The sequence below is a fragment of the Limosilactobacillus panis DSM 6035 genome (genome assembly GCF_001435935.1).
GTDB classification, from domain to species: domain Bacteria; phylum Bacillota; class Bacilli; order Lactobacillales; family Lactobacillaceae; genus Limosilactobacillus; species Limosilactobacillus panis.
On the sequence record NZ_AZGM01000032.1, the window covers coordinates 19,039 to 38,777 of the forward strand.

Below are 19,739 nucleotides of genomic sequence, written 5' to 3' on the forward strand. Positions count from 1 at the left end.
TATTATATAGCAGTATGCTTGCTATGGCTAGCATTACGAAACAAAAGGAGCCCTTCCTTGAGAGCTCCTTATAAGATAATTCGTAAACCAAATAAAATAACCGTTACAACAGCAAACAGGCAGAGGCTGATGGTGTCGCGGCTTGCCCAGTGAAGCTGCCGGTAATGTGTCCGGGGCGCAGCTGGATCGTAGCCCCGGGCCTCCATGGCCGTGGCGAGTTCCTCTGCCCGCTTGAATGAATCAACGAAGAGTGGGATCAGGATTGGCACCATCCGCCGGACCCGCCGGACGAGGCTTCCTTCCGCAAAGTTCATCCCCCGCGAACGCTGGGCGTTAGTGATTTTCCCCGCTTCTTCCATAATTGTGGGAATAAAGCGGAGGGCAATCGAGATCATTAGGGTAATCTGGTTGACTGGCACCTTAACTACCCGCAGTGGCTTCATATACCAGGAAAGGGCATCGGCAATCCGCAGGGTCGGCGTGGTTGCCGTCAAAACGGTGGAGGCAGTAATAATTACCATGAAACGGAAAAAGATGATTAGTGAGTTGACCAGGCCGTCATGGGTAATCGACATAATTCCCCAGTGCCAGTACACCTTCCCGCCCGTACTAAACAGGATTTGAAAAGCCACCGTAATCAAGATGATCCACATTAGGGGCCGGATACCACGCCAGTAAAGTCCAAAGCCCACCTGGCTAAGGACCATCGTTACCAGTAAAGCCACCGTCAGCCACGCACTGGTCACAAACGAGTTGGCAAAGAAAACCAATACCACGTATGCCACACACAAGAAAAGCTTCGTCCGGGGATCGAGGCGGTGAAGAAGGGAGCTACCGGGAACGTAACTCCCAAACACAATCGCGTTATTCATCCGCCTCACCCCCAATCCGGCTGGCCAGATGGTCTGCTAAGTCGTCGGTCGTTAGGGCGAGGGGTAAGGAAAGGCCCTTGTCTTGAAGGCGTTTCCGCATCTTGATTGCTACCGGCTGGGCCAGGTGGTTGTCCGCCAGTAACTGCGGATTGCTGAACAGCTTCTGGGGAACAGTGCTGGTCACCAGGCGACCATGGTTCATCACCACCACTTGGTCCGCATAGGCGGCGACCTGCTCCATCTGGTGGGTAATCAAGATGATGGTCGTTCCCGCGGCATTTAGTTTAGCAACTAGCGACAGTAACTGGTCGGTTGACTGGGCATCGAGCCCGGCCGTCGGCTCATCCAAAATCAGGATTGACGGCTTCATTGCCAAGACCCCGGCAATCGCTGCCCGCCGCATCTGCCCACCGGAGAGCATAAACGGTGACCGCTTACCGATTTCTTTCGGTAAGCCAACATCGGCAATTGACTGTTTGACCGCCGCCTTAACTTTCTCCGGAGGCCATCCCAGGTTCTCCGGTCCAAAAGCGACATCCTGGGCGACCGTCTCCGCAAAGAGCTGCTGTTCGGGAAACTGAAAGACAAAGCCGACGTGCTGGCGAAGCTTAGCCAAGTCTGCCTGCTTGGCGTCACTCGTCACCGTCACCTTGCCGACCTGTACTTGCCCGCTCGACGGTACAAGTAGGCCATCAATCAGTGATACCAAGGTTGATTTCCCTGATCCGGTGTGGCCAATAATTGCGGTATAGCTTCCCGCGGCAATCGAAAGGTTAATATCAGAGAGGGTGTTGGCGTCGCCCCGCTGTGAATTTGGGTAAGTAAAATTAACGTTGCTTAACTCAATTGCTGCCATAACCATTTCACCATTTCATCTTCCGTAAAGTACTGCTCGGGAACTGTCACTCCCCTGGCTACTAACAAATCACGTAGGCGCTGACCGGTTGGAATGCCCACACCCAGTTTTCTTAATAAAGTCGTTTTCTGCAGGATTTCTGCTGCTGGGCCGTTTTCAATAACGTGGTGGTCGCCGACGACCACAATCTGGTCCGCCATTTCCATTTCAACCGGATCATGGGTAATCGAAATAATGGTTAACCCACCGTCGCGCCGCAGTTTATTAATCAGGTCAAGGATTGTCTGACGGCCCGCGGGATCAAGCATACTCGTCGCCTCATCAAGAATGATTATTTCGGGCTCCAGTGCCAAAATTCCGGCAATCGCAACCCGCTGCTTCTGGCCGCCAGATAACATTCCCGGTTCCGCATCGGCTAACGTGGTCATTCCGACCCGTTCCAGGGACCGTTTAATTAGGGGCGCCATCTTTTCACGGGGAACTTGGAGGTTTTCGAGACCAAAGGCAATATCATCAGCCACCGTTGCCCCCACGAACTGGTTCTCCGGGTTCTGAAACACGATTCCTACTTGCTGGTGGAGTTTACCAAGGTTCTCCTCCGTCACCGCCAGGCCGTTGACCATGATGCTCCCCTGACTGGGGACAAGAAGGCCATCTATCAAACGAGCAATGGTGCTCTTCCCACTCCCGTTTCTCCCGATTAAAGTCGTCCACTGGTTACGGGGAATTGTCAGGTTTAAGCCGTCGAGGGCTGGCGTCGCGGCACCCGGGTATGTATATGTAATATCTTTTAAAATTATACCGTCCAAGTTACTGGTCCCTTCACAGTTAATATTTCCATTTTAGCGTGAACTACGCTAGTTGAACACCCATTTGCACTAAAACAATTTAAAATAAAAAATCACTTACCACTGGGGTGCACGGGGTTTCCGCATTCGAGCTAGACTAGGGAGTTCCCACCATCGTAACGCTCTATACCACCAGTGATAGCGATTCTTTATTACGTATTTAGTTAACAATAATTAGTCAACGAATTCCAAAATAACCATTGGTGCGCCGTCACCACGACGAGGCATCGTCTTCAAAATCCGTGTGTAACCACCGTTACGGTCTGCATACTTTGGAGCAAGTTCTTCAAACAGGTGTTGAAGTGCAGATTGGATACGAATGTTGTCGCCATCTTCCTTAACGTCAGCAACAACATTCCGGATGAATGCAGCAGCCTTCCGCCGGGAAGCAAGGTCGCCACGCTTAGCAAGCGTAACCATCTTGTCAGCAGTCTTACGAACTTCCTTAGCCCGTGCTTCAGTAGTGGTAATTTGACCATTAACGATTAAATCGGTAGTTAAATCACGTAATAAAGCCTTACGTTGTGAACTTGTACGTCCTAATTTACGGTAACTCATGAAGTGGTTCCCTCCTTTGCAATTGGTATCAATTAATCATCTTGACGGAATGAAACGCCGAGATCATTTAATTTCAGTTTAATTTCTTCTAATGACTTCTGTCCTAAGTTCCGAACTTTCATCATGTCTGAAACGGTACGGTCTGTCAGTTCCTTAACAGTGTTAATGCCGGCACGCTTAAGACAGTTGTAGGACCGAACAGAAAGGTCAAGTTCTTCAATTGTCATTTCAAGCGTCTTTTCTTTATGGGTTTCTTCCTTTTCAACCATTACTTGGGCATTTTGTGCCGTTTCCGTTAAGTTAACGAACATGTCCAAATGTTCAGTTAAAATCTTAGCACCCAAACTAACCGCTTCGATTGGAGTTAATGAACCATCAGTCCAAACATCTAAAGTCAGCTTATCGTAGTCGCTACGTTGACCAACCCGCGCATTTTCAACGGTGTAGTTAACACGTTCAATTGGGGTGTAGATGGAATCAATCGGCAAAACACCAATCGGAAGATCTTCCATCCGGGCCTTATTATCATTAGCTGAAAGGTAGCCACGACCTTTATCAGCTGTCATCTTAATGTGTAATTCAGCACCATCAGCGACAGTTGCGATATGCAAGTCAGGGTTTAAGATAGTTACTTCACTATCTCCCTGAATGTCACTGGCGGTTACCTCAGCAGGTCCCTTAACATCCAATTCCAAATTCTTTTGATCTTCAGAATTCAGCTTAAGAGAAACTTTCTTAAGATTTAAGATAATTTGGGTTACATCTTCAGTTACACCTTTAACAGTACTGAATTCGTGCAAAACGCCATCAATTTGCATGGTGGTAATTGCAGCACCTGGTAATGAAGCAATCAGAACCCGTCTCAGTGAGTTACCGAGAGTGGTCCCATAACCGCGTTCAAGTGGTTCTACAACAAATTTGCCGTAGTTATCCGTTTCTTCAACTTTATGAATGTTTGGCTTTTCAAATTCGATCATTCTATCCCTGTACCCCTTTCAAACGTGGTTCGTATTTTTTGCGAAAAGACAAATGTGGAAAACTCGTTCTCCACCAATGCCCATTAAACACGACGACGCTTTGGAGGACGAGAACCATTATGTGGAACTGGAGTTACATCACGAATAGCAGTAACTTCCAAACCAGTTGTTTGAAGAGCACGAATTGCAGCTTCACGTCCAGAACCTGGACCCTTAACTTCAACTTCGACAGTCTTCATACCATGTTCCATTGCTTGCTTTGCAGCAGCTTCTGAGGCCATTTGAGCAGCAAATGGTGTCGACTTACGTGAACCTTTGAAGCCCAATACACCAGCTGAAGACCAAGCAACAGCGTTACCTTGAACGTCAGTGATCATGATCAAAGTGTTGTTGAATGTTGAGTGAATGTGAGCGACACCAGTTTCAACATTCTTTTTTGCACGACGCTTACGCGTACCCTTTTTGGTTGCCATATCCAGTACTAACCTCCTTTTTTATAAAATTAAATTATTTCTTCTTATTAGCGATGGTTACTGCCTTACCCTTACGAGTCCGGGCGTTGTTCTTGGTGTGTTGACCACGAACTGGTAAACCACGACGGTGACGCATGCCACGGTAAGAACCAATTTCTTGGAGCCGCTTGATGTTCATGGAAACTTCACGACGTAAGTCCCCTTCAACTTCGATGTTTTCAACTTGACCACGGATTTTTTCTTCTTGGTCCGGAGTTAAGTCACGAACACGAACATCTTCTGAAACACCGGCTGCTTCCAGGATCTTCTTAGCCCGGGAATCACCAATACCGTAAATATAAGTTAAGCCGACCACGATTCGCTTGTCACGAGGTAAATCGACACCTGCAATACGAGCCATTTAGTGCACCTCCATTCTAATTAATAAAATTACTTACCTTGACGTTGCTTGTGCTTAGGGTTAGCAGAGCAGATAACCATAACACGTCCATGACGCTTAACGATCTTGCAGTGCTCGCACATCCGCTTGACTGATGGTCTTACTTTCATTCTTAATATCCTCCTAGAGAGTTCCTAGATTAACAATTATTACTTAAACCGGAACGTAATCCGACCCTTAGTCAGATCATATGGGGACATTTCAACCTTTACTCGGTCACCAGGCAAGATCTTGATGTAGTGCATCCGGATCTTCCCAGAAACGTGAGCAAGAATCTCCGCCCCATTTTCCAGTTCAACTTTAAACATCGCATTAGGCAGGGTTTCGGTAACCTTGCCCTCAACTTCAATCACATCGGCTTTTGCCACGAAACGGTTCCTCCTTGCTTAATCAAGAAATTACGTAAAAACGGTGGAAAGCAGACCACTTCCCACTGTCAGTTAGATAAACCTTGCCTAGTTTAGCATAATCCGCTCCCTATAGCAAGGTATCCCACCTAATTAAAGGTTATTGAGCACTTTCTTGACGTCTTCATAAACCTTATCGATGTCTTGTTGACCATCGATCGTGTGCAAAACACCTTTCTTTTGGTAGTAATCTACCAGTGGTGTGTTCAACTTAATGTTAACATCCAAACGATTCTTAACCGTTTCTGGCTTATCGTCATCACGTTGGTAGAAGTCGTGGCCGCCACAAACGTCACACGTTCCTTCAACCTTCGGTGCATTGTAAATCTTGTGATACGTTGCACCACAATTGCGACAAATAAACCGACCACTTAAACGTTCTACCAATACGTCAGGTTCGACATGAATATTGATAACTGCATCTAATTGCCGGTTGCTCTCAGCCAACATCTTATCCAGGGCATCCGCCTGATTAAGGTTACGAGGAAAGCCGTCAAGCATGAAGCCCTTCTTGGTATCATCCTGAGCTAACCGTTCCTTAACGATGCCGTTAGTAACTTCGTCAGGAACAAGTTCACCCTTATCGATGTACTTTTTAGCTTCAACTCCCATTGGCGTTTTATTTTTAATTGCCGCACGGAAGATATCCCCAGTTGAGATATGAGGAATATCGAAATCTTCCACAATCTTTTGAGCTTGGGTACCTTTACCAGCACCAGGCAACCCCATTAATACAAGGTTCATACTCATTTGCCATTTCCTCCTTCTGGTTCACGAATAAATCCAATATATTCACGCTTCATTGTTAACCCGTTTAATTGACGAATTACGTCTAAGGCAATCTGGACAATAATTAGCAAGCTCGTACCACCGAGTCCGATTGACTGACTGAGGTTCCAAACGTTACTTGCAATTAATGGAATTAACGAAATCAATCCCAAGAACAGTGAACCAACCGTACTTAAACGCATTAACAAACTAGAAACAAAGTCCTGGGTCCCTCGTCCGGGACGGACACCAGAGATATAAGAACCCTGCTTCTGCAGATTTTCTGCAAGCTTTTCCGGATTAACCTGAACAAAGGCGTAGAAAAAGGTAAATACAACAATCAACAATGTGTATAATGCAATTCCGGGTCCGGACTGCATGTTGAAAACCGTTGTTAAAACTTGATACCAAGTATCACCACCATGGCTTTGCTGGAAAGCCATTAAGATTGTTTGCGGAGTCGAAATAAAGGATCCAGCAAAGATAACTGGAATAACCCCGGAAACGTTGATCTTCAATGGTAGATAACTACTCGATGGTGAGGTAGTTGTTCGACGGGTATATTGAATTGGTAAACGACGTTCCGCTTGTTGAACCCAAGTTACAAACGCCACGATGATTATTAACGCTAAAATTACTAAGGCAATAAATCCAATTCCTGACCATAGGGCCGAACCAGATTCACCAGCAATTTGATCATCCCAAAGTTGTCTGATTCCACCAGGCATCTGAGCAACAATCCCAGCAAAGATCAGCATGGAGACACCATTACCGGTACCACGTTCAGTAATCATATCGCCCATCCAAGTGGCAAACATTGTTCCAGCAGTCAGAATTAAACCAATTGTCAAATATGTTTGCACATTCGGGTGATTAACCAACTTAATAGTACTTAACGCATTAAAACCAGCGGTAATTCCAATTGATTGGATAAAACCAAGAACAATTGTTAACCACCGGGTTGCTTGATTAAGTTTTCGCCGCCCTACTTCACCTTGTTTACTCCATTCAACAAACCGCGGGACAATGTCCATCTGCAGTAGCTGAACAACAATTTGCGCAGTGATGTACGGGGAAACCCCCATCGCGAATAATGAATAGTTTTCCAGTCCACCACCACTGAAGGTATTGAGGATCGATGCTAACCCGGTCGAGGAAATTTCCTGCAAAGCTGCAGCATTAACTCCCGGAACAGTGATAGCCGTCCCAATTCGATAAACAATCAACACAAATAATGTAAAGAGAATCTTCTTACGAATCTCTTTAACCTTAAGGGTGTTTATGACGGCTTTGAACAAATTACATCACCTCAGTTTTACCGCCCGCAGCTTCAATAGCAGAAACTGCAGAAGCAGAAAACTTGTTAGCCTTAACAGTTAACTTCTTTTCAAGCTTACCGCTACCAAGAACCTTAACACCGCTCTTCAAGTTCTTAACAACCCCATTTTCAACAAGAACTTGTGGGGTAACTTCAGTACCGTCATCGAACTTGTTCAGAGCAGTCAAGTTAACAATAGCGTATTCCTTACGGTTAATGTTGGTAAAACCACGCTTTGGAATTTGCCGGTAGAGTGGCATTTGGCCCCCTTCAAAACCAAGACGAGTCTTGCCGTGAGCCTTTTGCCCCTTAGTACCGCGTCCAGAAGTAAAACCATGACCGGATGAAAGGCCACGACCCCTACGAAGACGCTTTGAACGAGAACCTGCAGCAGGCTTCAATTCATTTAACTTCATTTGGTAGGCACCTCCTTATTATTTAATTTTAATTACTTAACTTCTTCGATTGAAACTAAGTGTGCAACTTTGAAAATTTGACCACGTGTTGCAGCGTTGTCTGGTAGAATGTTTGAGCTACCGATCTTGCCTAAACCCAGAGCCTTAACGGTCTTACGTTGGGTAGGTTCACGGTGGGCAACACTGTGGATTAAGGTAACTTTAACTTTAGCCAAATTCATGCCCTCCTTATTCTGCCAAGTGATCTACTGAAACACCACGAAGCTTAGCAACTTCTTCGGCGCTCTTCAATTGCTTCAGGCCTTCAAATGTTGCCCGAACAACGTTAACAGGAGTGTTAGAACCGAGACGCTTGGAAGTAACATCGGCAACACCGGCGAGGTCCATAACGTTACGTACCGCACCACCGGCAGCAACCCCAGAACCTTCAACGGCTGGCTTCAACATAATCTTTCCACCGCCGTAAGTACCGATAACTTCGTGTGGAATAGTAGTACCAACGATTGGAACAGTGATCAGGCTCTTTTCAGCAGCAGCTTGGGCCTTACGAATAGCTTCAGGAACTTCTTGAGCCTTACCAGTACCAAAGCCAACGTGGCCCTTACGATCGCCGACGATAACTAATGCAGCGAAACGCATCCGACGACCACCCTTAACAACCTTAGTAATCCGGTTGATGGCAACAACTTGATCGTCTAAGTCCAACTTTGCTGGATCAATGTATTCTGATGATGTCATTGCAGGTTATTCCTCCTTTTCTTTAGAATTTAAGTCCGTTTTCACGAGCAGCTTCAGCTAAAGCTTGAACACGTCCGTGGTACAGGTAACCACCACGGTCGAAAACAACATTAGTAATGTTCTTAGCAGCAGCGCGCTTAGCAATTAAAGCACCAACACCACTAGCTTGTTCAGTCTTAGTCTTACCACTTACTTCGCTGTCGTTTGTGGAGGCACTTGCGAGCGTCACACCCTTTACGTCATCAATTAATTGAGCGTAAATGTTTTTGTTTGAACGGTAAACACTTAAGCGTGGGCGCTCCGCAGTACCAGAAATCTTACCGCGAACGCGCATGTGACGGCGTTGACGGATCTTGTTCTTATCTGGTTTAGAAATCACAACAGTCACCTCTTATTAAATAGTTTGTTTTTATTATTAGACGGCTAACTAATCTACTTAACAGATTACTTACCAGTCTTACCTTCCTTACGGATGATGTGTTCGTTTTCATAACGAATACCCTTACCCTTGTATGGTTCAGGTGAACGAACGGAACGAACTTGGGCAGCAAAATCACCAAGGTGTTCCTTATTGATAGAACTTAGTTCAATGGTTGTGTTGTCAGGAACCTTGATATCAATATCATCAGGCTTGTCAATCTCAACTGGGTTAGAGTAACCAACAGTCAGGATCAGCTTTTGACCCTTAAATTGAGCACGGTAACCAACACCGACCAACTTAAGAACCTTCTTGTAACCATTAACAACACCTTCAACCATGTTGTTAATGTTAGCCCGGGTGGTACCGTGAATCATCTTCAACTTGTTAGTATCTTCATCACGGTCAAACTTAACAACGTTGTCAGCGATAGTCATCTTAATCAAAGGTGAGATTTCGCGAGACAAAGTACCCTTTGGACCCTTAACAGTTACGACGTTACCATCTTGGGAAACTTCAACGCCCTTTGGTAAGTCAATTTCCTTGTAACCAATACGACTCATGCGTGCACCTCCTAACTATATATAATTTATTACCAAACGTAAGCGATAACTTCGCCACCAATGTTCTTGGCACGAGCTACCTTGTCAGTTACAACACCTTCAGATGTTGAGATAATCGCAATACCTAATCCGTTAAGAACCTTTGGCACAGCATCAGCCTTGACATAGGTCCGCAGTCCTGGCTTGGAAATACGCTTTAAGCCGGAAATAACCCGTTGACCATCTTTGCCGTATTTCAAGAACACACGGATGATGCCTTGCTTGCTATCGTCAACATATTCAACATCGCGAATGAAACCTTCGTTCTTCAAGATTTCGGCGATGTCCTTCTTCATCTTTGATGCAGGAGCCTCAACTGATTCGTGTTGCGCCATGTTGGCATTACGAATCCGTGTTAAGAAATCTGCAATTGGATCACTCATAGACATCGATGTTTTCCTCCTTTTGTCGGTGATTTGTTTACCAGCTAGCCTTCTTTAAACCAGGAATTTGTCCCTTGTGGGCAAGTTCACGTAAGCAAATCCGGCATAGGTGGAATTTACGGTAAACTGAGTGCGGACGTCCACAACGTGCACAACGCGTGTATTCACGACTTGAGAACTTAGCTGGACGGTTGCACTTAGCAATCATTGATTTTTTAGCCAATTTGTGGAACCTCCTTTATTTAGCAAATGGCATGCCGAGTTGGGCAAGCAATTCATGTGATTCTTCATCACTTTCAGCAGTAGTAACGATAACTACGTCTAAGCCCCGGACACGGTTAACCTTATCGTAATCAATTTCTGGGAAAATTAATTGTTCACGAATGCCGAGAGTGTAGTTACCACGACCATCGAAGGCCTTGTTGCTTACACCGTGGAAGTCACGAACCCGTGGCAGAGCCACGTTGATCAACTTATCCAAGAAATCATACATCCGTTCACCACGTAAGGTTACCTTAGCACCAATTGGCATTCCTTCACGAAGACGGAAACCGGCGATTGACTTCTTAGCCTTAGTAATTAGAGGCTTTTGACCGGCGATCAGGCCAAGTTCTTCAACGGCTTCATCCAAGTTCTTGGAATTAGTGGTAGCGTCACCAACACCCATGTTCAAGACAATCTTGTCAACCTTTGGTGCTTGCATTACTGAAGAGTAGTTAAACTTTTCAATCAAAGCGGGACGAATTTCGCTTTCGTATTTAGCTTTTAAACGGTTTTCCATTGGTAGTTATTCCTCCTTTCCTCAATTAGTCAAGAGTCTTGCCAGACTTCTTAGCAAAACGAACCTTCTTGCCATCAACGAACTTAAAACCAACACGGGTTGGTTCGTTGGTAGAAGGATCAATCAGCATAACGTTTGAAGCACTAATAGCAGCTTCCGTATTGATAACGCCACCATTTGAATTAGCGTTACTTGGCTTTTGGTGTTTCTTTACCTTGTTAATGCCTTCAACGATAACACGGTTTTGGGCAGCGAAAATCTTCTTAACGTTACCTTCCTTACCCTTGTCCTTACCGGCGATAACGCGAACTTTGTCACCTGTTTTAATGAACATGTTGATTGTGCACCTCCTTATTTTTGGTTAAATCTTACAGAACTTCTGGAGCCAGAGAAACGATCTTCATGAAGTCATCGCCACGAAGTTCACGAGCGATTGGTCCAAAAATACGGGTACCCTTAGGGCTCTTATCGTTGTTGATCAGAACAGCGGCGTTTTCATCAAACTTAATGTAAGAACCGTCCTTACGGTGCAGACCATGCTTAGTCCGTACTACGACCGCCTTAACAACGTCACCTTTCTTAACAACGCCACCTGGTGTTGCCTGCTTTACAGTAGCAACAATAATGTCACCAATATTACCAGTCTTAACCCGGGAACCACCCAAGATCTTGATAACAAGGATTTCACGGGCACCAGAGTTATCAGCGACCTTCAACCGACTTTCCTGTTGAATCACGGTTAATGTCCTCCTTCCATTTACAAATAAGAATTAGAATACGAATTTTAGAGTTATCTGCTAATTAAAGGGTAGCAGCCTTTTCGACAATCTTTACAAGACGGAAACGCTTCTTAGCTGACAGTGGCCGAGTTTCCATGATTTGTACAGTGTCGCCGGTCTTTGCTTCGTTGTTTTCATCGTGGGCGTAGTACTTCTTTGAGTACTTAACACGCTTGCCGTAGATCGGGGCACTCTTGTAAGTGTCAATCACAACAGTGATGGTCTTGTCCATCTTGTCAGAAACAACGCGGCCTTGATAAACCTTACGTGCATTACGTTCTTCACTCATGCGCTAATCCTCCTTTTCGTATTCTTATTTGTTTAATTCTTGTTGACGAAGAACTGTCTTAACCCGTGCAATGTCCTTACGTACTTGCTTCAGACTTGCAGTGTTTTCCAATTGACCAGTAGCTAATTGGAAACGTAAGTTAAACAATTGTTCCTTCAATTCCTTTTCACGGTCAAGTAGCTTGTCAGTGGTTAATCCATTCAGTTCTTGTACGTAATCTTTACTTTTCATTAGATTGTCCACCTACTTCCTCACGTTGTACGATCTTAGTGCGAACTGGCAACTTGTGACCGGCAAGACGTAAAGCTTCGCGAGCGACTTCTTCAGAAACGCCCCCTACTTCGAACATTACCTTGCCGCGCTTAACTGGTGCAACCCATCCTTCAGGAGCACCCTTACCATTACCCATCCGGACACCAACACCTTTGCTGGTGTAGGAAAGTTGAGGGAAGATCTTAATCCAAACCTTCCCGCCACGCTTCATGTAACGGGTAATTGCGATACGGGCAGCTTCGATTTGCCGGTTACTGATCCAGTGAGAATCAAGTGCTTGCAGACCGAAATCACCAAAGGCAACAGTCTTACCACCCTTAGCTTCACCACGCATGTGGCCACGTTGAACCTTACGGTGCTTTACTCGCTTTGGTACTAGCATGTTTTACTTCCCTCCTTCTTCATCATCGTTAGCGGTCTTCTTGGCAGGAAGAACTTCACCACGATAGATCCAAGTCTTAACACCCAGAACACCGTAAGTAGTATGTGCTTCATCCCAAGAATAATCAATATCAGCACGAAGAGTGTGCAAAGGAACAGTACCATCAGAGTATGATTCAACCCTTGACATGTCAGCACCATTCAAACGACCAGCAACCTGGGTCTTAACACCCTTTGCACCAGCACGCATTGCACGTTGCATAGCGCCACGCATTGCACGACGGAAAGCAATACGAGCTTCTAGTTGACGAGCAATGCTTTCACCAACAAGGTGAGCATCCAAGTCTGGCTTCTTGATTTCCACAATATTGATGTGAACACGCTTGCCAGTTAACTTGTTTAATTCCTTACGAAGTGCCTCAACTTCTGAACCACCTTTACCAATTACCATTCCTGGCTTGGCAGTGTGAATTGAAACGTTGACGCGGTTTGCGGCACGTTCAATTTCAACGGTTGATACAGAGGCATCAGCAAGTCGCTTTTCAAAGTACTTACGGATCCGAAGGTCTTCGTTCAGGTAGTTAGCAAAGTCCTTATCAGCGTACCACTTTGCAGTCCAATCACGAATGACTCCAACACGAAAACCATTAGGATTGATCTTTTGACCCACTATTCATTCCTCCTATCGTTCTGTAACAACCACTGTAATGTGACTAGTCCGCTTGTTAATTGGCGAAGCAGAGCCCTTTGCACGTGGACGGAACCGCTTCAGGGTTGGTCCTTCGTTTGCATAGGCTTCACTTACAACCAAAGAAGCACGATCTAAATCAAAGTTGTTTTCAGCGTTTGCAACAGCAGAATTTAATACTTTTTGAACGTCTGAAGCGGCACCACGGTTGGTGAACTTCAGAATAGCAAATGCTTCAGCAACGCTCTTGCCGCGAATTGCGTCTAAAACAAGACGAACCTTACGTGCAGGCACGCGAACCATTTTAGCGGTTGCCTTAGCTGATGTAATGTTTTCAGCCATTTATTAATTCACCCTCCTTACTTAGTAGTAGTACCAGTCTTCTTGTCATCAGTTGCGTGACCGTGGAAAGTACGAGTTGGGACAAATTCACCCAACTTGTGACCTACCATGTCTTCTTGTACGTAAACTGGTACGTGCTTCCGACCATTGTAAACTGCAAAGGTGTAACCAATGAAGCTTGGGAAAATGGTTGAACGACGTGACCAGGTCTTGATGACTGTCTTCTTTTCAGAACCTTCTTGAGCCTTAATCTTCTTCAGTAATGAAGCATCAGCGAAAGGTCCCTTCTTCAAACTACGAGCCATTTAGTGTACCTCCTCTCGGGTATTAGACGTAAATTATTAACGAGTATGTGGACCGCGCTTCCGACCACGAACAATGAACTTGTTTGAACGAGCCCTGTGTGAACGGGTCTTCTTACCAACAGTCTTCTTACCCCATGGAGACAGAGGAGATGGTAAACCAACTGGTTGCTTACCTTCACCACCACCATGTGGGTGATCATTAGGATTCATTACAGAACCACGAACATGTGGACGCTGACCAGCGTAACGGGTCCGACCAGCCTTACCCTTGATTAAGAGGGCGTGTTCGTCGTTACCAACAGTACCGATGGTTGCCCGGCAAGTTGCCAGAACCATCCGTACTTCACCAGATGAAAGGCGTACCAGAACGTACTTTTCATCCTTACCAAGTAATTGAGCAGAGGCACCTGCTGAACGAGCAAGTTGGCCACCCTTACCTGGCTTTAATTCAATGTTGTGGATAATAGTACCAACTGGAATATTCTTCAATGGAAGAGCGTTACCAACTTTGATATCTGCATCTGGACCAGATTGAACAGTCATGCCAACCTTCAAGCCCTTTGGAGCGATGATGTATGACTTAGTACCATCAGCGTAACCAAGCAAAGCAATGTTGGCAGTCCGGTTTGGATCATATTCGATAGCCTTAACGGTTGCAGGAACATCATCCTTGATCCGCTTGAAGTCAATGATCCGGTATTGACGCTTAACACCACCACCACGGTGACGAACAGTAATGTGACCATAACTGTTCCGGCCGGCTGTGTGCTTTAATGGAGCCAATAATGACTTTTCCGGTGTGTTCTTCGTAATATCAGCGAAGTCATAACCGTTCATGTTCCGGCGACCGTTAGTGGTAGGTTTGTACTTACGAATTCCCACTATGTTTTCCTCCTTTTTTTAATGATTATTTTTCACTGTCATCGTTAAACAGCTTAATTTCATTTGAATCGGCAGAAAGAGTAACGATTGCCTTGCGACGACGCTTAGTGTAGCCGACGTAACGGCCTTGACGTTTCTTCTTACCCTTAACGTTCATGATGTTTACCTTAACAACCTTAACGCCGAAAACTTCTTCAACGGCATTTTTGACTTGTGTCTTGGTTGCTCGTAAATCAACATCAAAAGTGTAACGCTTGTTGTCCATGCCAGCCATTGAAGCTTCAGTAACTACAGGACGTAAAATAATATCGCGTGCTTCCATTATGCGAGCACCTCCTCTACTTGAGAAAGAGCTGACTTAGTAATAACAATCTTTTGTGCGTCAGCAACGTTTAAGATGTTAACACCAGCAGGAGTAACAACAGTTGCGTTAGCAAGGTTGCGTGCAGATAAAGCAGCATTCTTGTCATCGTCAGTTACGACAACCAGTGCCTTTTCAGCAACCTTCAAGTTGTTCATTACACCAGCAAATTCCTTGGCCTTTGGAGCATCAAAGTTCAATGCATCAACAACAACTAATGCGTTGTCCAGGACCTTTTGGGAAAGTGCTGACTTGATAGCAAGTTGACGAACCTTACGAGGAAGGTTGTACTTGTAAGAACGAGGGGTAGGTCCGAAGACGATCCCACCGCCACGGAATTGTGGTGCCCGGATAGAACCTTGACGAGCACGACCAGTTCCCTTTTGACGCCATGGCTTCTTACCACCACCGCTAACAGCAGAGCGGTTCTTTACGGCGTGAGTACCTTGACGCAGGGAAGCACGTTGACGCAAGATAGCATCAAATTCAGCATTTTGATTTGGTTCGATACCAAAAACATCAGCATTCAATTCGATAGTGCCGTTTTGGCTACCATCTTGCTTGTACAGATTAACGCTAGTCATTATTTACTTCCTCCTTTCTTATTATTTGTTGTGTTGCTTGCTCAGGCTCTTCTTAGTGTTAGCCTTCACAGAGTTCTTAATAGTAACGTATGACTTATTAGCACCAGGAACGTTACCCTTGATGAGTAATACATTGTTATCTAAGTCAACCTTAACAACTCGTAAGTGTTGCATAGTAACAGTCTTGTTACCCATCCGGCCAGGGAGCTTCATACCCTTGAATACACGGTTAATGATGGCACCCAATGAACCTGGACGACGGTGGTAACGAGAACCGTGAGCCATAGGTCCACGTGATTGGTTATCCTTGTGGATGTTACCTTGGTAACCATGACCCTTGGTAGTACCCGTAACGTCGACAGTTTCACCTTCGTTGAAGATATCAGCCTTAACTTCGTCTCCAACCTTGATGTCATCCCCTAATTCAGCGTCACGGATTTCACCGATGAAGCGCTTAGGGGTCGTATTTGCTTTTGCTGCATGACCTTGTTCAGGCTTGTTACTCAAGATTTCACGCTTGTCATCAAAGCCAAGTTGAACAGCGTTGTAACCATCGTTTTCAACAGTCTTAATTTGCATAACAACGTTTGGTGTTACATCAATAACAGTAACTGGAACCAATTCACCATTGTCAGTGAAGACTTGAGTCATTCCAACCTTTTTACCTAAGATTCCTTTGGCCATGAGTACACCTCCAATTTCAATGTTTTAGTTTGTTCTTTTATATAGTAGAAAATAATTACAATTTGATTTCGATGTCAACACCACTTGGCAGGTCGAGCTTCATTAATGAGTCAACAGTCTTTGGTGTTGGATCAATGATGTCGATCAAACGCTTGTGAGTCCGCATTTCAAATTGTTCCCGCGACTTCTTGAATTTGTGTGGTGAACGGATAACAGTGTAGAGAGTCCGTTCAGTTGGTAACGGGATTGGGCCTGAGATTTGAGCACCTGTCCGCTTAGCGGTATCAACGATCTTATCAGCAGATTGGTCGAGAATACGGTGTTCATAAGCCTTTAACCGAATACGAATCTTTTGTTTTGCCATTATGTTCCCTCCTTCGTCAGATTTAAAATTTGACTAGCTCCGCGGAAATTACCGCCACATCCTGTGGCAAAGCGGCCGGGTGTGTCGCAACCTTCCGCATCATCGCTTCGCAGCTTAAACCGCTATGGGGATAGGGCAAATCTACCTCCAACGCTCAAGCACCTATCCATAATACTAAAGAATCGCCGTCATATCAAGTGTTTAAATCGATTATTTTTGAATGAAATTATTTTGTAATAGAAAATGGTTTCTTTTTTTAACCTAAAAAGGGGGGTGAGAAAAAACTACAATTTTTCTCACCCTTTTTGTATTTCTAGAATATTACATAGTAATCGCGGAAAAAAAGCGCGCTCCTAGTGTCTAGTTACGGACAATCGCCGGCCCGTAACGTGCCAACGATCGTCCTATACTAGCCATACGGAGCGCTCTGAAGCTTTTTTCCCAGCTTCCTAAACATTAGATACTATTTTGAGTTGCCCGTGCAAGGTCCTCGACCAAACTGACTCCGGAAGCGTAATTACGATTATTACGGGTATAAATAGCAATTATATAGCTTTCTTGACCATTTGGAACATAACCAATACTGTGAACTTCCCATTTGCCATTGTCACTGGCGGGGCGCCAGCCGTTTTTAAGATAGTATTCACTCTTTCCGGTTGAAATTCCCCACTGCTGGCTGATTGCAACTTCTCCCATCAGTTTCTTGATATAGGCCCGTGATGAGTCACTCAAGTAGTTGGCAGGTGAGTTACAGTAGATCATCCGTAACAGTTTCAATTGGTCGCTTGGGACGGTTAATGTGGTCCCCCACCATGACGAAGCGGTGGTGCTATCCATCCCCAAATCCTGGTATAGGGACTGGAGTGAGAGCATCCCGCCCAAGTAATTTTCCAGAATCGTCGTAGTCGCATCATTATCACTATAACGAATCATTCGTTCCGTAAGCTCTCGCTGGGTCGCGTTAAGCTGGCCACCCGTTTTCTTTAACAGGAGCGCTAGAACAGCTACTTTGACAGTGCTGGCCGTTTCGTAGCGAAAAGATGGCGCATTAGTGGTTGCCAGGACTTCATCGTCATTTACAAATTGAATAGCAACTGCCGCCTGGTTTCCGTACTTAGCCATTACCCTTTGCCACGCGGTCGTCAGCTTTTCTTTATCCAACTTCTTCACCCCTTTTTCTTACTCTTCGGTCAAACTACGAATCTTCTTGACAAAGAAGAACAGCAAAATACCAAACGCAATGCTAGTCGTCCCAATTGTCAGGAAGTAAGGCACCTCGGTAGCTGACGAGTAGAACTTAACAATCTGTGCGTTAACCGCTTGCCCAGCAGCGTCAGCTAGGAAGTACATACTCATCATCTGCGACTTAAATGCTTGTGGGGCTAATGAGCTGGTAATCGATAGGCCAACTGGCGAAAGAGTAACTTCGCCAAGTTCAACAATGAACCAAGAACCCACCAGCCAGAATGGTGATACCCGTCCGGCAGTAGTACCATGAATTAATCCTGGTAAGGCCATAAAGGCATAGGATAATCCAGCAAAGACAAGGGCGAGGGCAAACATTGCCGGTGCACTTGGCCGTTTTTTGAGGTGGTCCCATAAAACGGCAAACAGTGGTGTTAAGATCATCATGAATAATGGATTAAGCGTCTGGAAATTGGCGGCGGCAAAATGCCAGCTCCCAATATGAAGAACCGTCCGTTGAGCAGCAAACAGCGCAAGGACAACTGAACCAGATTCATCAATTATCCAGAAAATAACCGCCGCAAAGAATAATGGAATATAAGCCCGCACACGAGCCCGTTCAATCTTGGTAACTTTCTTGGAATGGAGCATCAAAACAAAGTAGTAAATTGGCAGTAAAATAGCAACAATCGTAATCAACATGATGACGTTTGCAATGGTCAATTTACCGGCTAACCCCATAACACCAAGAATGATTGCTAACAAGACAACACCACAAACCGTCTTGTTTATTACCGGACGACCTTGTCCCGCCTTCAGTGGATCTTCAGGCTTAAGACTTACTGACGGCAAGTATTTACGACCGTCAATTAGGTACTGGACTAACCCAAAGAACATTCCAACAGCTGCCAAAGAAAAACCGGCATGGAAATTCATCTGTCCATGAAAAAGTCCTAGACCAAAACCATCCGCCGCCCACGGTACTGCCCATGGGGCCACGGCAGCCCCCAAGTTGATTCCAAAAAGATATAAGGAGAATCCGGATGCCCGCCGACTATCTTCATCACTGTAAAGACTGCCAACCATTTCAGAAACGTTGGGCTTCAGTAAGCCGGTCCCCATAACAATCAAGGCAATTGAGGTAAACAATCCCCACCGACCAAAGGGGAGCGAAAGGGCAATGTGACCAAACATGATCAAAACACCACCATAAAAGACTGTTCGCCGGGATCCCCAAATATGGTCCGAAAGCCAACCGCCAATTACGCTGGACAAATAAACCAGTGAGCCGTAAATCGACATGATTGAGGCAGCGGTTACCTGGTTAAAGCCTAAACCACCCTTTGTGACAGCATAGTACATATAAAATATCAGGATTGCCCGCATTCCATAGTAACTAAACCGTTCCCACATTTCAGTAAAGAACAGGGTCGATAATCCACGAGGCTGTCCAAAAAATGCGGTGTCAATGTTTCTTTGCCTTCCCATTTACTACGACACCTCCAGGAAATCTTGAACATTATTAGCAGGATTAAAAGCAAATAATATTTTTGTAATGTTTTTATTATAAAATTTCAAAGTTATTAAAGTCAATTTCGTTTGACGATTCTTGTTTTACAGTGCAACAAAAACCGCAATTTATCTGCTCTCCTTCTTAACAATATTAATGGAAGTGTTAAGTGGCGGTTTAAGATAATCACTATTTATTCATGATTAGGGTCTGTCTTAAAACAAGCTTTTTAGCCAAAGTTCCGGTATAATCTGGTTA

General features: G+C 45.1%; 34 protein-coding genes. All 34 read right to left on the minus strand.

Annotation, left to right across the window (positions count from 1 at the left end):
* Window positions 1–68 precede the first annotated feature (68 nt).
* On the minus strand, window positions 69–872 hold the full coding sequence (locus tag FD32_RS02480; protein ID WP_047767385.1) for an energy-coupling factor transporter transmembrane component T family protein: 804 nt from the start codon (window positions 870–872) through the stop codon (window positions 69–71).
* Window positions 865–1,728, minus strand: coding sequence for an energy-coupling factor transporter ATPase (locus tag FD32_RS02485; protein WP_082126018.1), 864 nt, complete (start codon window positions 1,726–1,728; stop codon window positions 865–867). The genes FD32_RS02480 and FD32_RS02485 overlap by 8 nt, the downstream gene beginning before the upstream one ends.
* Window positions 1,710–2,537: an energy-coupling factor transporter ATPase gene (locus FD32_RS02490; protein ID WP_047767381.1), complete on the minus strand. Its 828-nt coding sequence runs from the start codon at window positions 2,535–2,537 to the stop codon at window positions 1,710–1,712. Before FD32_RS02490 ends, FD32_RS02485 begins: the two co-directional genes overlap by 19 nt.
* Window positions 2,538–2,750: 213 nt before the next feature.
* A complete protein-coding gene (gene rplQ / locus FD32_RS02495) occupies window positions 2,751–3,134 on the minus strand; it encodes a 50S ribosomal protein L17 (RefSeq protein WP_047767379.1) in 384 nt (127 codons plus the stop codon).
* A gap of 32 nt (window positions 3,135–3,166) precedes the next feature.
* Window positions 3,167–4,111 carry a DNA-directed RNA polymerase subunit alpha gene (locus FD32_RS02500; protein ID WP_047767377.1) on the minus strand — a complete coding sequence of 315 codons (945 nt, stop codon included), beginning with the start codon at window positions 4,109–4,111 and terminating at the stop codon, window positions 3,167–3,169.
* Window positions 4,112–4,194: 83 nt separating this feature from the next.
* A complete protein-coding gene (gene rpsK / locus FD32_RS02505; RefSeq protein ID WP_047767375.1) occupies window positions 4,195–4,584 on the minus strand; it encodes a 30S ribosomal protein S11 in 390 nt (129 codons plus the stop codon).
* A gap of 34 nt (window positions 4,585–4,618) precedes the next feature.
* A complete protein-coding gene (rpsM, locus tag FD32_RS02510) occupies window positions 4,619–4,984 on the minus strand; it encodes a 30S ribosomal protein S13 (protein ID WP_047767373.1) in 366 nt (121 codons plus the stop codon).
* Between the two features lie 29 nt (window positions 4,985–5,013).
* On the minus strand, window positions 5,014–5,133 hold the full coding sequence (gene rpmJ / locus FD32_RS09740) for a 50S ribosomal protein L36 (RefSeq protein ID WP_003714521.1): 120 nt from the start codon (window positions 5,131–5,133) through the stop codon (window positions 5,014–5,016).
* A 39-nt stretch (window positions 5,134–5,172) separates the two neighbouring features.
* Window positions 5,173–5,391, minus strand: a complete 219-nt coding sequence (gene infA, locus FD32_RS02515; protein ID WP_003664537.1) for a translation initiation factor IF-1 — start codon at window positions 5,389–5,391, stop codon at window positions 5,173–5,175.
* A gap of 132 nt (window positions 5,392–5,523) precedes the next feature.
* The gene (locus FD32_RS02520; RefSeq protein ID WP_315853402.1) at window positions 5,524–6,174 is read right to left on the minus strand and encodes an adenylate kinase; all 651 of its coding nucleotides are present in this window, start codon (window positions 6,172–6,174) and stop codon (window positions 5,524–5,526) included.
* Window positions 6,175–6,176: 2 nt separating this feature from the next.
* Window positions 6,177–7,496: a preprotein translocase subunit SecY gene (gene secY, locus FD32_RS02525; protein ID WP_047767370.1), complete on the minus strand. Its 1,320-nt coding sequence runs from the start codon at window positions 7,494–7,496 to the stop codon at window positions 6,177–6,179.
* 1 nt (window position 7,497) lies between these two features.
* Entirely contained in the window at window positions 7,498–7,932 is a 435-nt protein-coding gene (gene rplO, locus FD32_RS02530) for a 50S ribosomal protein L15 (protein WP_056962096.1), read from the minus strand.
* A gap of 32 nt (window positions 7,933–7,964) precedes the next feature.
* Window positions 7,965–8,147: a 50S ribosomal protein L30 gene (rpmD, locus tag FD32_RS02535; protein ID WP_047767366.1), complete on the minus strand. Its 183-nt coding sequence runs from the start codon at window positions 8,145–8,147 to the stop codon at window positions 7,965–7,967.
* 13 nt (window positions 8,148–8,160) lie between these two features.
* Window positions 8,161–8,670, minus strand: a complete 510-nt coding sequence (gene rpsE, locus FD32_RS02540; RefSeq protein ID WP_047767365.1) for a 30S ribosomal protein S5 — start codon at window positions 8,668–8,670, stop codon at window positions 8,161–8,163.
* Between the two features lie 22 nt (window positions 8,671–8,692).
* A complete protein-coding gene (gene rplR, locus FD32_RS02545) occupies window positions 8,693–9,058 on the minus strand; it encodes a 50S ribosomal protein L18 (protein ID WP_047767363.1) in 366 nt (121 codons plus the stop codon).
* Between the two features lie 56 nt (window positions 9,059–9,114).
* Window positions 9,115–9,651: a 50S ribosomal protein L6 gene (rplF, locus tag FD32_RS02550; protein ID WP_047767361.1), complete on the minus strand. Its 537-nt coding sequence runs from the start codon at window positions 9,649–9,651 to the stop codon at window positions 9,115–9,117.
* Between the two features lie 29 nt (window positions 9,652–9,680).
* Window positions 9,681–10,079, minus strand: coding sequence for a 30S ribosomal protein S8 (gene rpsH / locus FD32_RS02555; protein ID WP_047767359.1), 399 nt, complete (start codon window positions 10,077–10,079; stop codon window positions 9,681–9,683).
* 31 nt (window positions 10,080–10,110) lie between these two features.
* A complete protein-coding gene (locus FD32_RS02560; RefSeq protein ID WP_003664547.1) occupies window positions 10,111–10,296 on the minus strand; it encodes a type Z 30S ribosomal protein S14 in 186 nt (61 codons plus the stop codon).
* A 15-nt stretch (window positions 10,297–10,311) separates the two neighbouring features.
* Entirely contained in the window at window positions 10,312–10,854 is a 543-nt protein-coding gene (gene rplE / locus FD32_RS02565; protein WP_047767356.1) for a 50S ribosomal protein L5, read from the minus strand.
* A gap of 25 nt (window positions 10,855–10,879) precedes the next feature.
* Window positions 10,880–11,188, minus strand: coding sequence for a 50S ribosomal protein L24 (rplX, locus tag FD32_RS02570; protein WP_047767354.1), 309 nt, complete (start codon window positions 11,186–11,188; stop codon window positions 10,880–10,882).
* A 34-nt stretch (window positions 11,189–11,222) separates the two neighbouring features.
* A complete protein-coding gene (gene rplN / locus FD32_RS02575; RefSeq protein WP_003714461.1) occupies window positions 11,223–11,591 on the minus strand; it encodes a 50S ribosomal protein L14 in 369 nt (122 codons plus the stop codon).
* Between the two features lie 64 nt (window positions 11,592–11,655).
* Window positions 11,656–11,922: a 30S ribosomal protein S17 gene (rpsQ, locus tag FD32_RS02580; protein ID WP_003716661.1), complete on the minus strand. Its 267-nt coding sequence runs from the start codon at window positions 11,920–11,922 to the stop codon at window positions 11,656–11,658.
* Between the two features lie 24 nt (window positions 11,923–11,946).
* The gene (gene rpmC / locus FD32_RS02585; protein WP_003664552.1) at window positions 11,947–12,153 is read right to left on the minus strand and encodes a 50S ribosomal protein L29; all 207 of its coding nucleotides are present in this window, start codon (window positions 12,151–12,153) and stop codon (window positions 11,947–11,949) included.
* Window positions 12,143–12,577, minus strand: a complete 435-nt coding sequence (gene rplP / locus FD32_RS02590; RefSeq protein ID WP_047767349.1) for a 50S ribosomal protein L16 — start codon at window positions 12,575–12,577, stop codon at window positions 12,143–12,145. Before rplP ends, rpmC begins: the two co-directional genes overlap by 11 nt.
* 3 nt (window positions 12,578–12,580) lie before the next feature.
* On the minus strand, window positions 12,581–13,246 hold the full coding sequence (rpsC, locus tag FD32_RS02595) for a 30S ribosomal protein S3 (protein WP_047767348.1): 666 nt from the start codon (window positions 13,244–13,246) through the stop codon (window positions 12,581–12,583).
* 12 nt (window positions 13,247–13,258) lie between these two features.
* Window positions 13,259–13,606 (minus strand): 50S ribosomal protein L22, encoded by a 348-nt coding sequence (gene rplV / locus FD32_RS02600; RefSeq protein ID WP_047767347.1) that lies wholly within the window; start codon window positions 13,604–13,606, stop codon window positions 13,259–13,261.
* A 17-nt stretch (window positions 13,607–13,623) separates the two neighbouring features.
* A complete protein-coding gene (gene rpsS / locus FD32_RS02605) occupies window positions 13,624–13,911 on the minus strand; it encodes a 30S ribosomal protein S19 (protein ID WP_047767346.1) in 288 nt (95 codons plus the stop codon).
* Between the two features lie 36 nt (window positions 13,912–13,947).
* Window positions 13,948–14,793 carry a 50S ribosomal protein L2 gene (gene rplB, locus FD32_RS02610; protein ID WP_047767344.1) on the minus strand — a complete coding sequence of 282 codons (846 nt, stop codon included), beginning with the start codon at window positions 14,791–14,793 and terminating at the stop codon, window positions 13,948–13,950.
* A 25-nt stretch (window positions 14,794–14,818) separates the two neighbouring features.
* Window positions 14,819–15,115: a 50S ribosomal protein L23 gene (rplW, locus tag FD32_RS02615; RefSeq protein WP_047767343.1), complete on the minus strand. Its 297-nt coding sequence runs from the start codon at window positions 15,113–15,115 to the stop codon at window positions 14,819–14,821.
* The gene (gene rplD, locus FD32_RS02620) at window positions 15,115–15,738 is read right to left on the minus strand and encodes a 50S ribosomal protein L4 (protein WP_047767341.1); all 624 of its coding nucleotides are present in this window, start codon (window positions 15,736–15,738) and stop codon (window positions 15,115–15,117) included. Before rplD ends, rplW begins: the two co-directional genes overlap by 1 nt.
* A 21-nt stretch (window positions 15,739–15,759) precedes the next feature.
* Window positions 15,760–16,422, minus strand: coding sequence for a 50S ribosomal protein L3 (rplC, locus tag FD32_RS02625; RefSeq protein ID WP_047767338.1), 663 nt, complete (start codon window positions 16,420–16,422; stop codon window positions 15,760–15,762).
* 55 nt (window positions 16,423–16,477) lie between these two features.
* A complete protein-coding gene (gene rpsJ / locus FD32_RS02630) occupies window positions 16,478–16,786 on the minus strand; it encodes a 30S ribosomal protein S10 (RefSeq protein WP_047767337.1) in 309 nt (102 codons plus the stop codon).
* A 456-nt stretch (window positions 16,787–17,242) separates the two neighbouring features.
* Window positions 17,243–17,947: a serine hydrolase gene (locus FD32_RS02635; protein WP_053002998.1), complete on the minus strand. Its 705-nt coding sequence runs from the start codon at window positions 17,945–17,947 to the stop codon at window positions 17,243–17,245.
* 18 nt (window positions 17,948–17,965) lie between these two features.
* Window positions 17,966–19,459 carry a peptide MFS transporter gene (locus FD32_RS02640; protein WP_047767336.1) on the minus strand — a complete coding sequence of 498 codons (1,494 nt, stop codon included), beginning with the start codon at window positions 19,457–19,459 and terminating at the stop codon, window positions 17,966–17,968.
* Window positions 19,460–19,739: the final 280 nt, after the last annotated feature.

Bases quoted from the DNA above. Each gene is read 5' to 3' on its own strand.
- FD32_RS02480 (WP_047767385.1), bottom strand. From the start codon at position 872: ATGAATAACGCGATTGTGTTTGGGAGTTACGTTCCCGGTAGCTCCCTT.
- FD32_RS02485 (WP_082126018.1), bottom strand. From the start codon at position 1,728: ATGGCAGCAATTGAGTTAAGCAACGTTAATTTTACTTACCCAAATTCA.
- rplQ (WP_047767379.1), bottom strand. From the start codon at position 3,134: ATGAGTTACCGTAAATTAGGACGTACAAGTTCACAACGTAAGGCTTTA.
- FD32_RS02500 (WP_047767377.1), bottom strand. From the start codon at position 4,111: ATGATCGAATTTGAAAAGCCAAACATTCATAAAGTTGAAGAAACGGAT.
- rpsK (WP_047767375.1), bottom strand. From the start codon at position 4,584: ATGGCAACCAAAAAGGGTACGCGTAAGCGTCGTGCAAAAAAGAATGTT.
- rpsM (WP_047767373.1), bottom strand. From the start codon at position 4,984: ATGGCTCGTATTGCAGGTGTCGATTTACCTCGTGACAAGCGAATCGTG.
- rpmJ (WP_003714521.1), bottom strand. From the start codon at position 5,133: ATGAAAGTAAGACCATCAGTCAAGCGGATGTGCGAGCACTGCAAGATC.
- FD32_RS02520 (WP_315853402.1), bottom strand. From the start codon at position 6,174: ATGAACCTTGTATTAATGGGGTTGCCTGGTGCTGGTAAAGGTACCCAA.
- rplO (WP_056962096.1), bottom strand. From the start codon at position 7,932: ATGAAGTTAAATGAATTGAAGCCTGCTGCAGGTTCTCGTTCAAAGCGT.
- rpsE (WP_047767365.1), bottom strand. From the start codon at position 8,670: ATGACATCATCAGAATACATTGATCCAGCAAAGTTGGACTTAGACGAT.
- rplF (WP_047767361.1), bottom strand. From the start codon at position 9,651: ATGAGTCGTATTGGTTACAAGGAAATTGACTTACCAAAGGGCGTTGAA.
- rpsH (WP_047767359.1), bottom strand. From the start codon at position 10,079: ATGTCTATGAGTGATCCAATTGCAGATTTCTTAACACGGATTCGTAAT.
- rplE (WP_047767356.1), bottom strand. From the start codon at position 10,854: ATGGAAAACCGTTTAAAAGCTAAATACGAAAGCGAAATTCGTCCCGCT.
- rplX (WP_047767354.1), bottom strand. From the start codon at position 11,188: ATGTTCATTAAAACAGGTGACAAAGTTCGCGTTATCGCCGGTAAGGAC.
- rpsQ (WP_003716661.1), bottom strand. From the start codon at position 11,922: ATGAGTGAAGAACGTAATGCACGTAAGGTTTATCAAGGCCGCGTTGTT.
- rpmC (WP_003664552.1), bottom strand. From the start codon at position 12,153: ATGAAAAGTAAAGATTACGTACAAGAACTGAATGGATTAACCACTGAC.
- rplP (WP_047767349.1), bottom strand. From the start codon at position 12,577: ATGCTAGTACCAAAGCGAGTAAAGCACCGTAAGGTTCAACGTGGCCAC.
- rplV (WP_047767347.1), bottom strand. From the start codon at position 13,606: ATGGCTGAAAACATTACATCAGCTAAGGCAACCGCTAAAATGGTTCGC.
- rpsS (WP_047767346.1), bottom strand. From the start codon at position 13,911: ATGGCTCGTAGTTTGAAGAAGGGACCTTTCGCTGATGCTTCATTACTG.
- rplW (WP_047767343.1), bottom strand. From the start codon at position 15,115: ATGGAAGCACGCGATATTATTTTACGTCCTGTAGTTACTGAAGCTTCA.
- rplD (WP_047767341.1), bottom strand. From the start codon at position 15,738: ATGACTAGCGTTAATCTGTACAAGCAAGATGGTAGCCAAAACGGCACT.
- rplC (WP_047767338.1), bottom strand. From the start codon at position 16,422: ATGGCCAAAGGAATCTTAGGTAAAAAGGTTGGAATGACTCAAGTCTTC.
- rpsJ (WP_047767337.1), bottom strand. From the start codon at position 16,786: ATGGCAAAACAAAAGATTCGTATTCGGTTAAAGGCTTATGAACACCGT.
- FD32_RS02640 (WP_047767336.1), bottom strand. From the start codon at position 19,459: ATGGGAAGGCAAAGAAACATTGACACCGCATTTTTTGGACAGCCTCGT.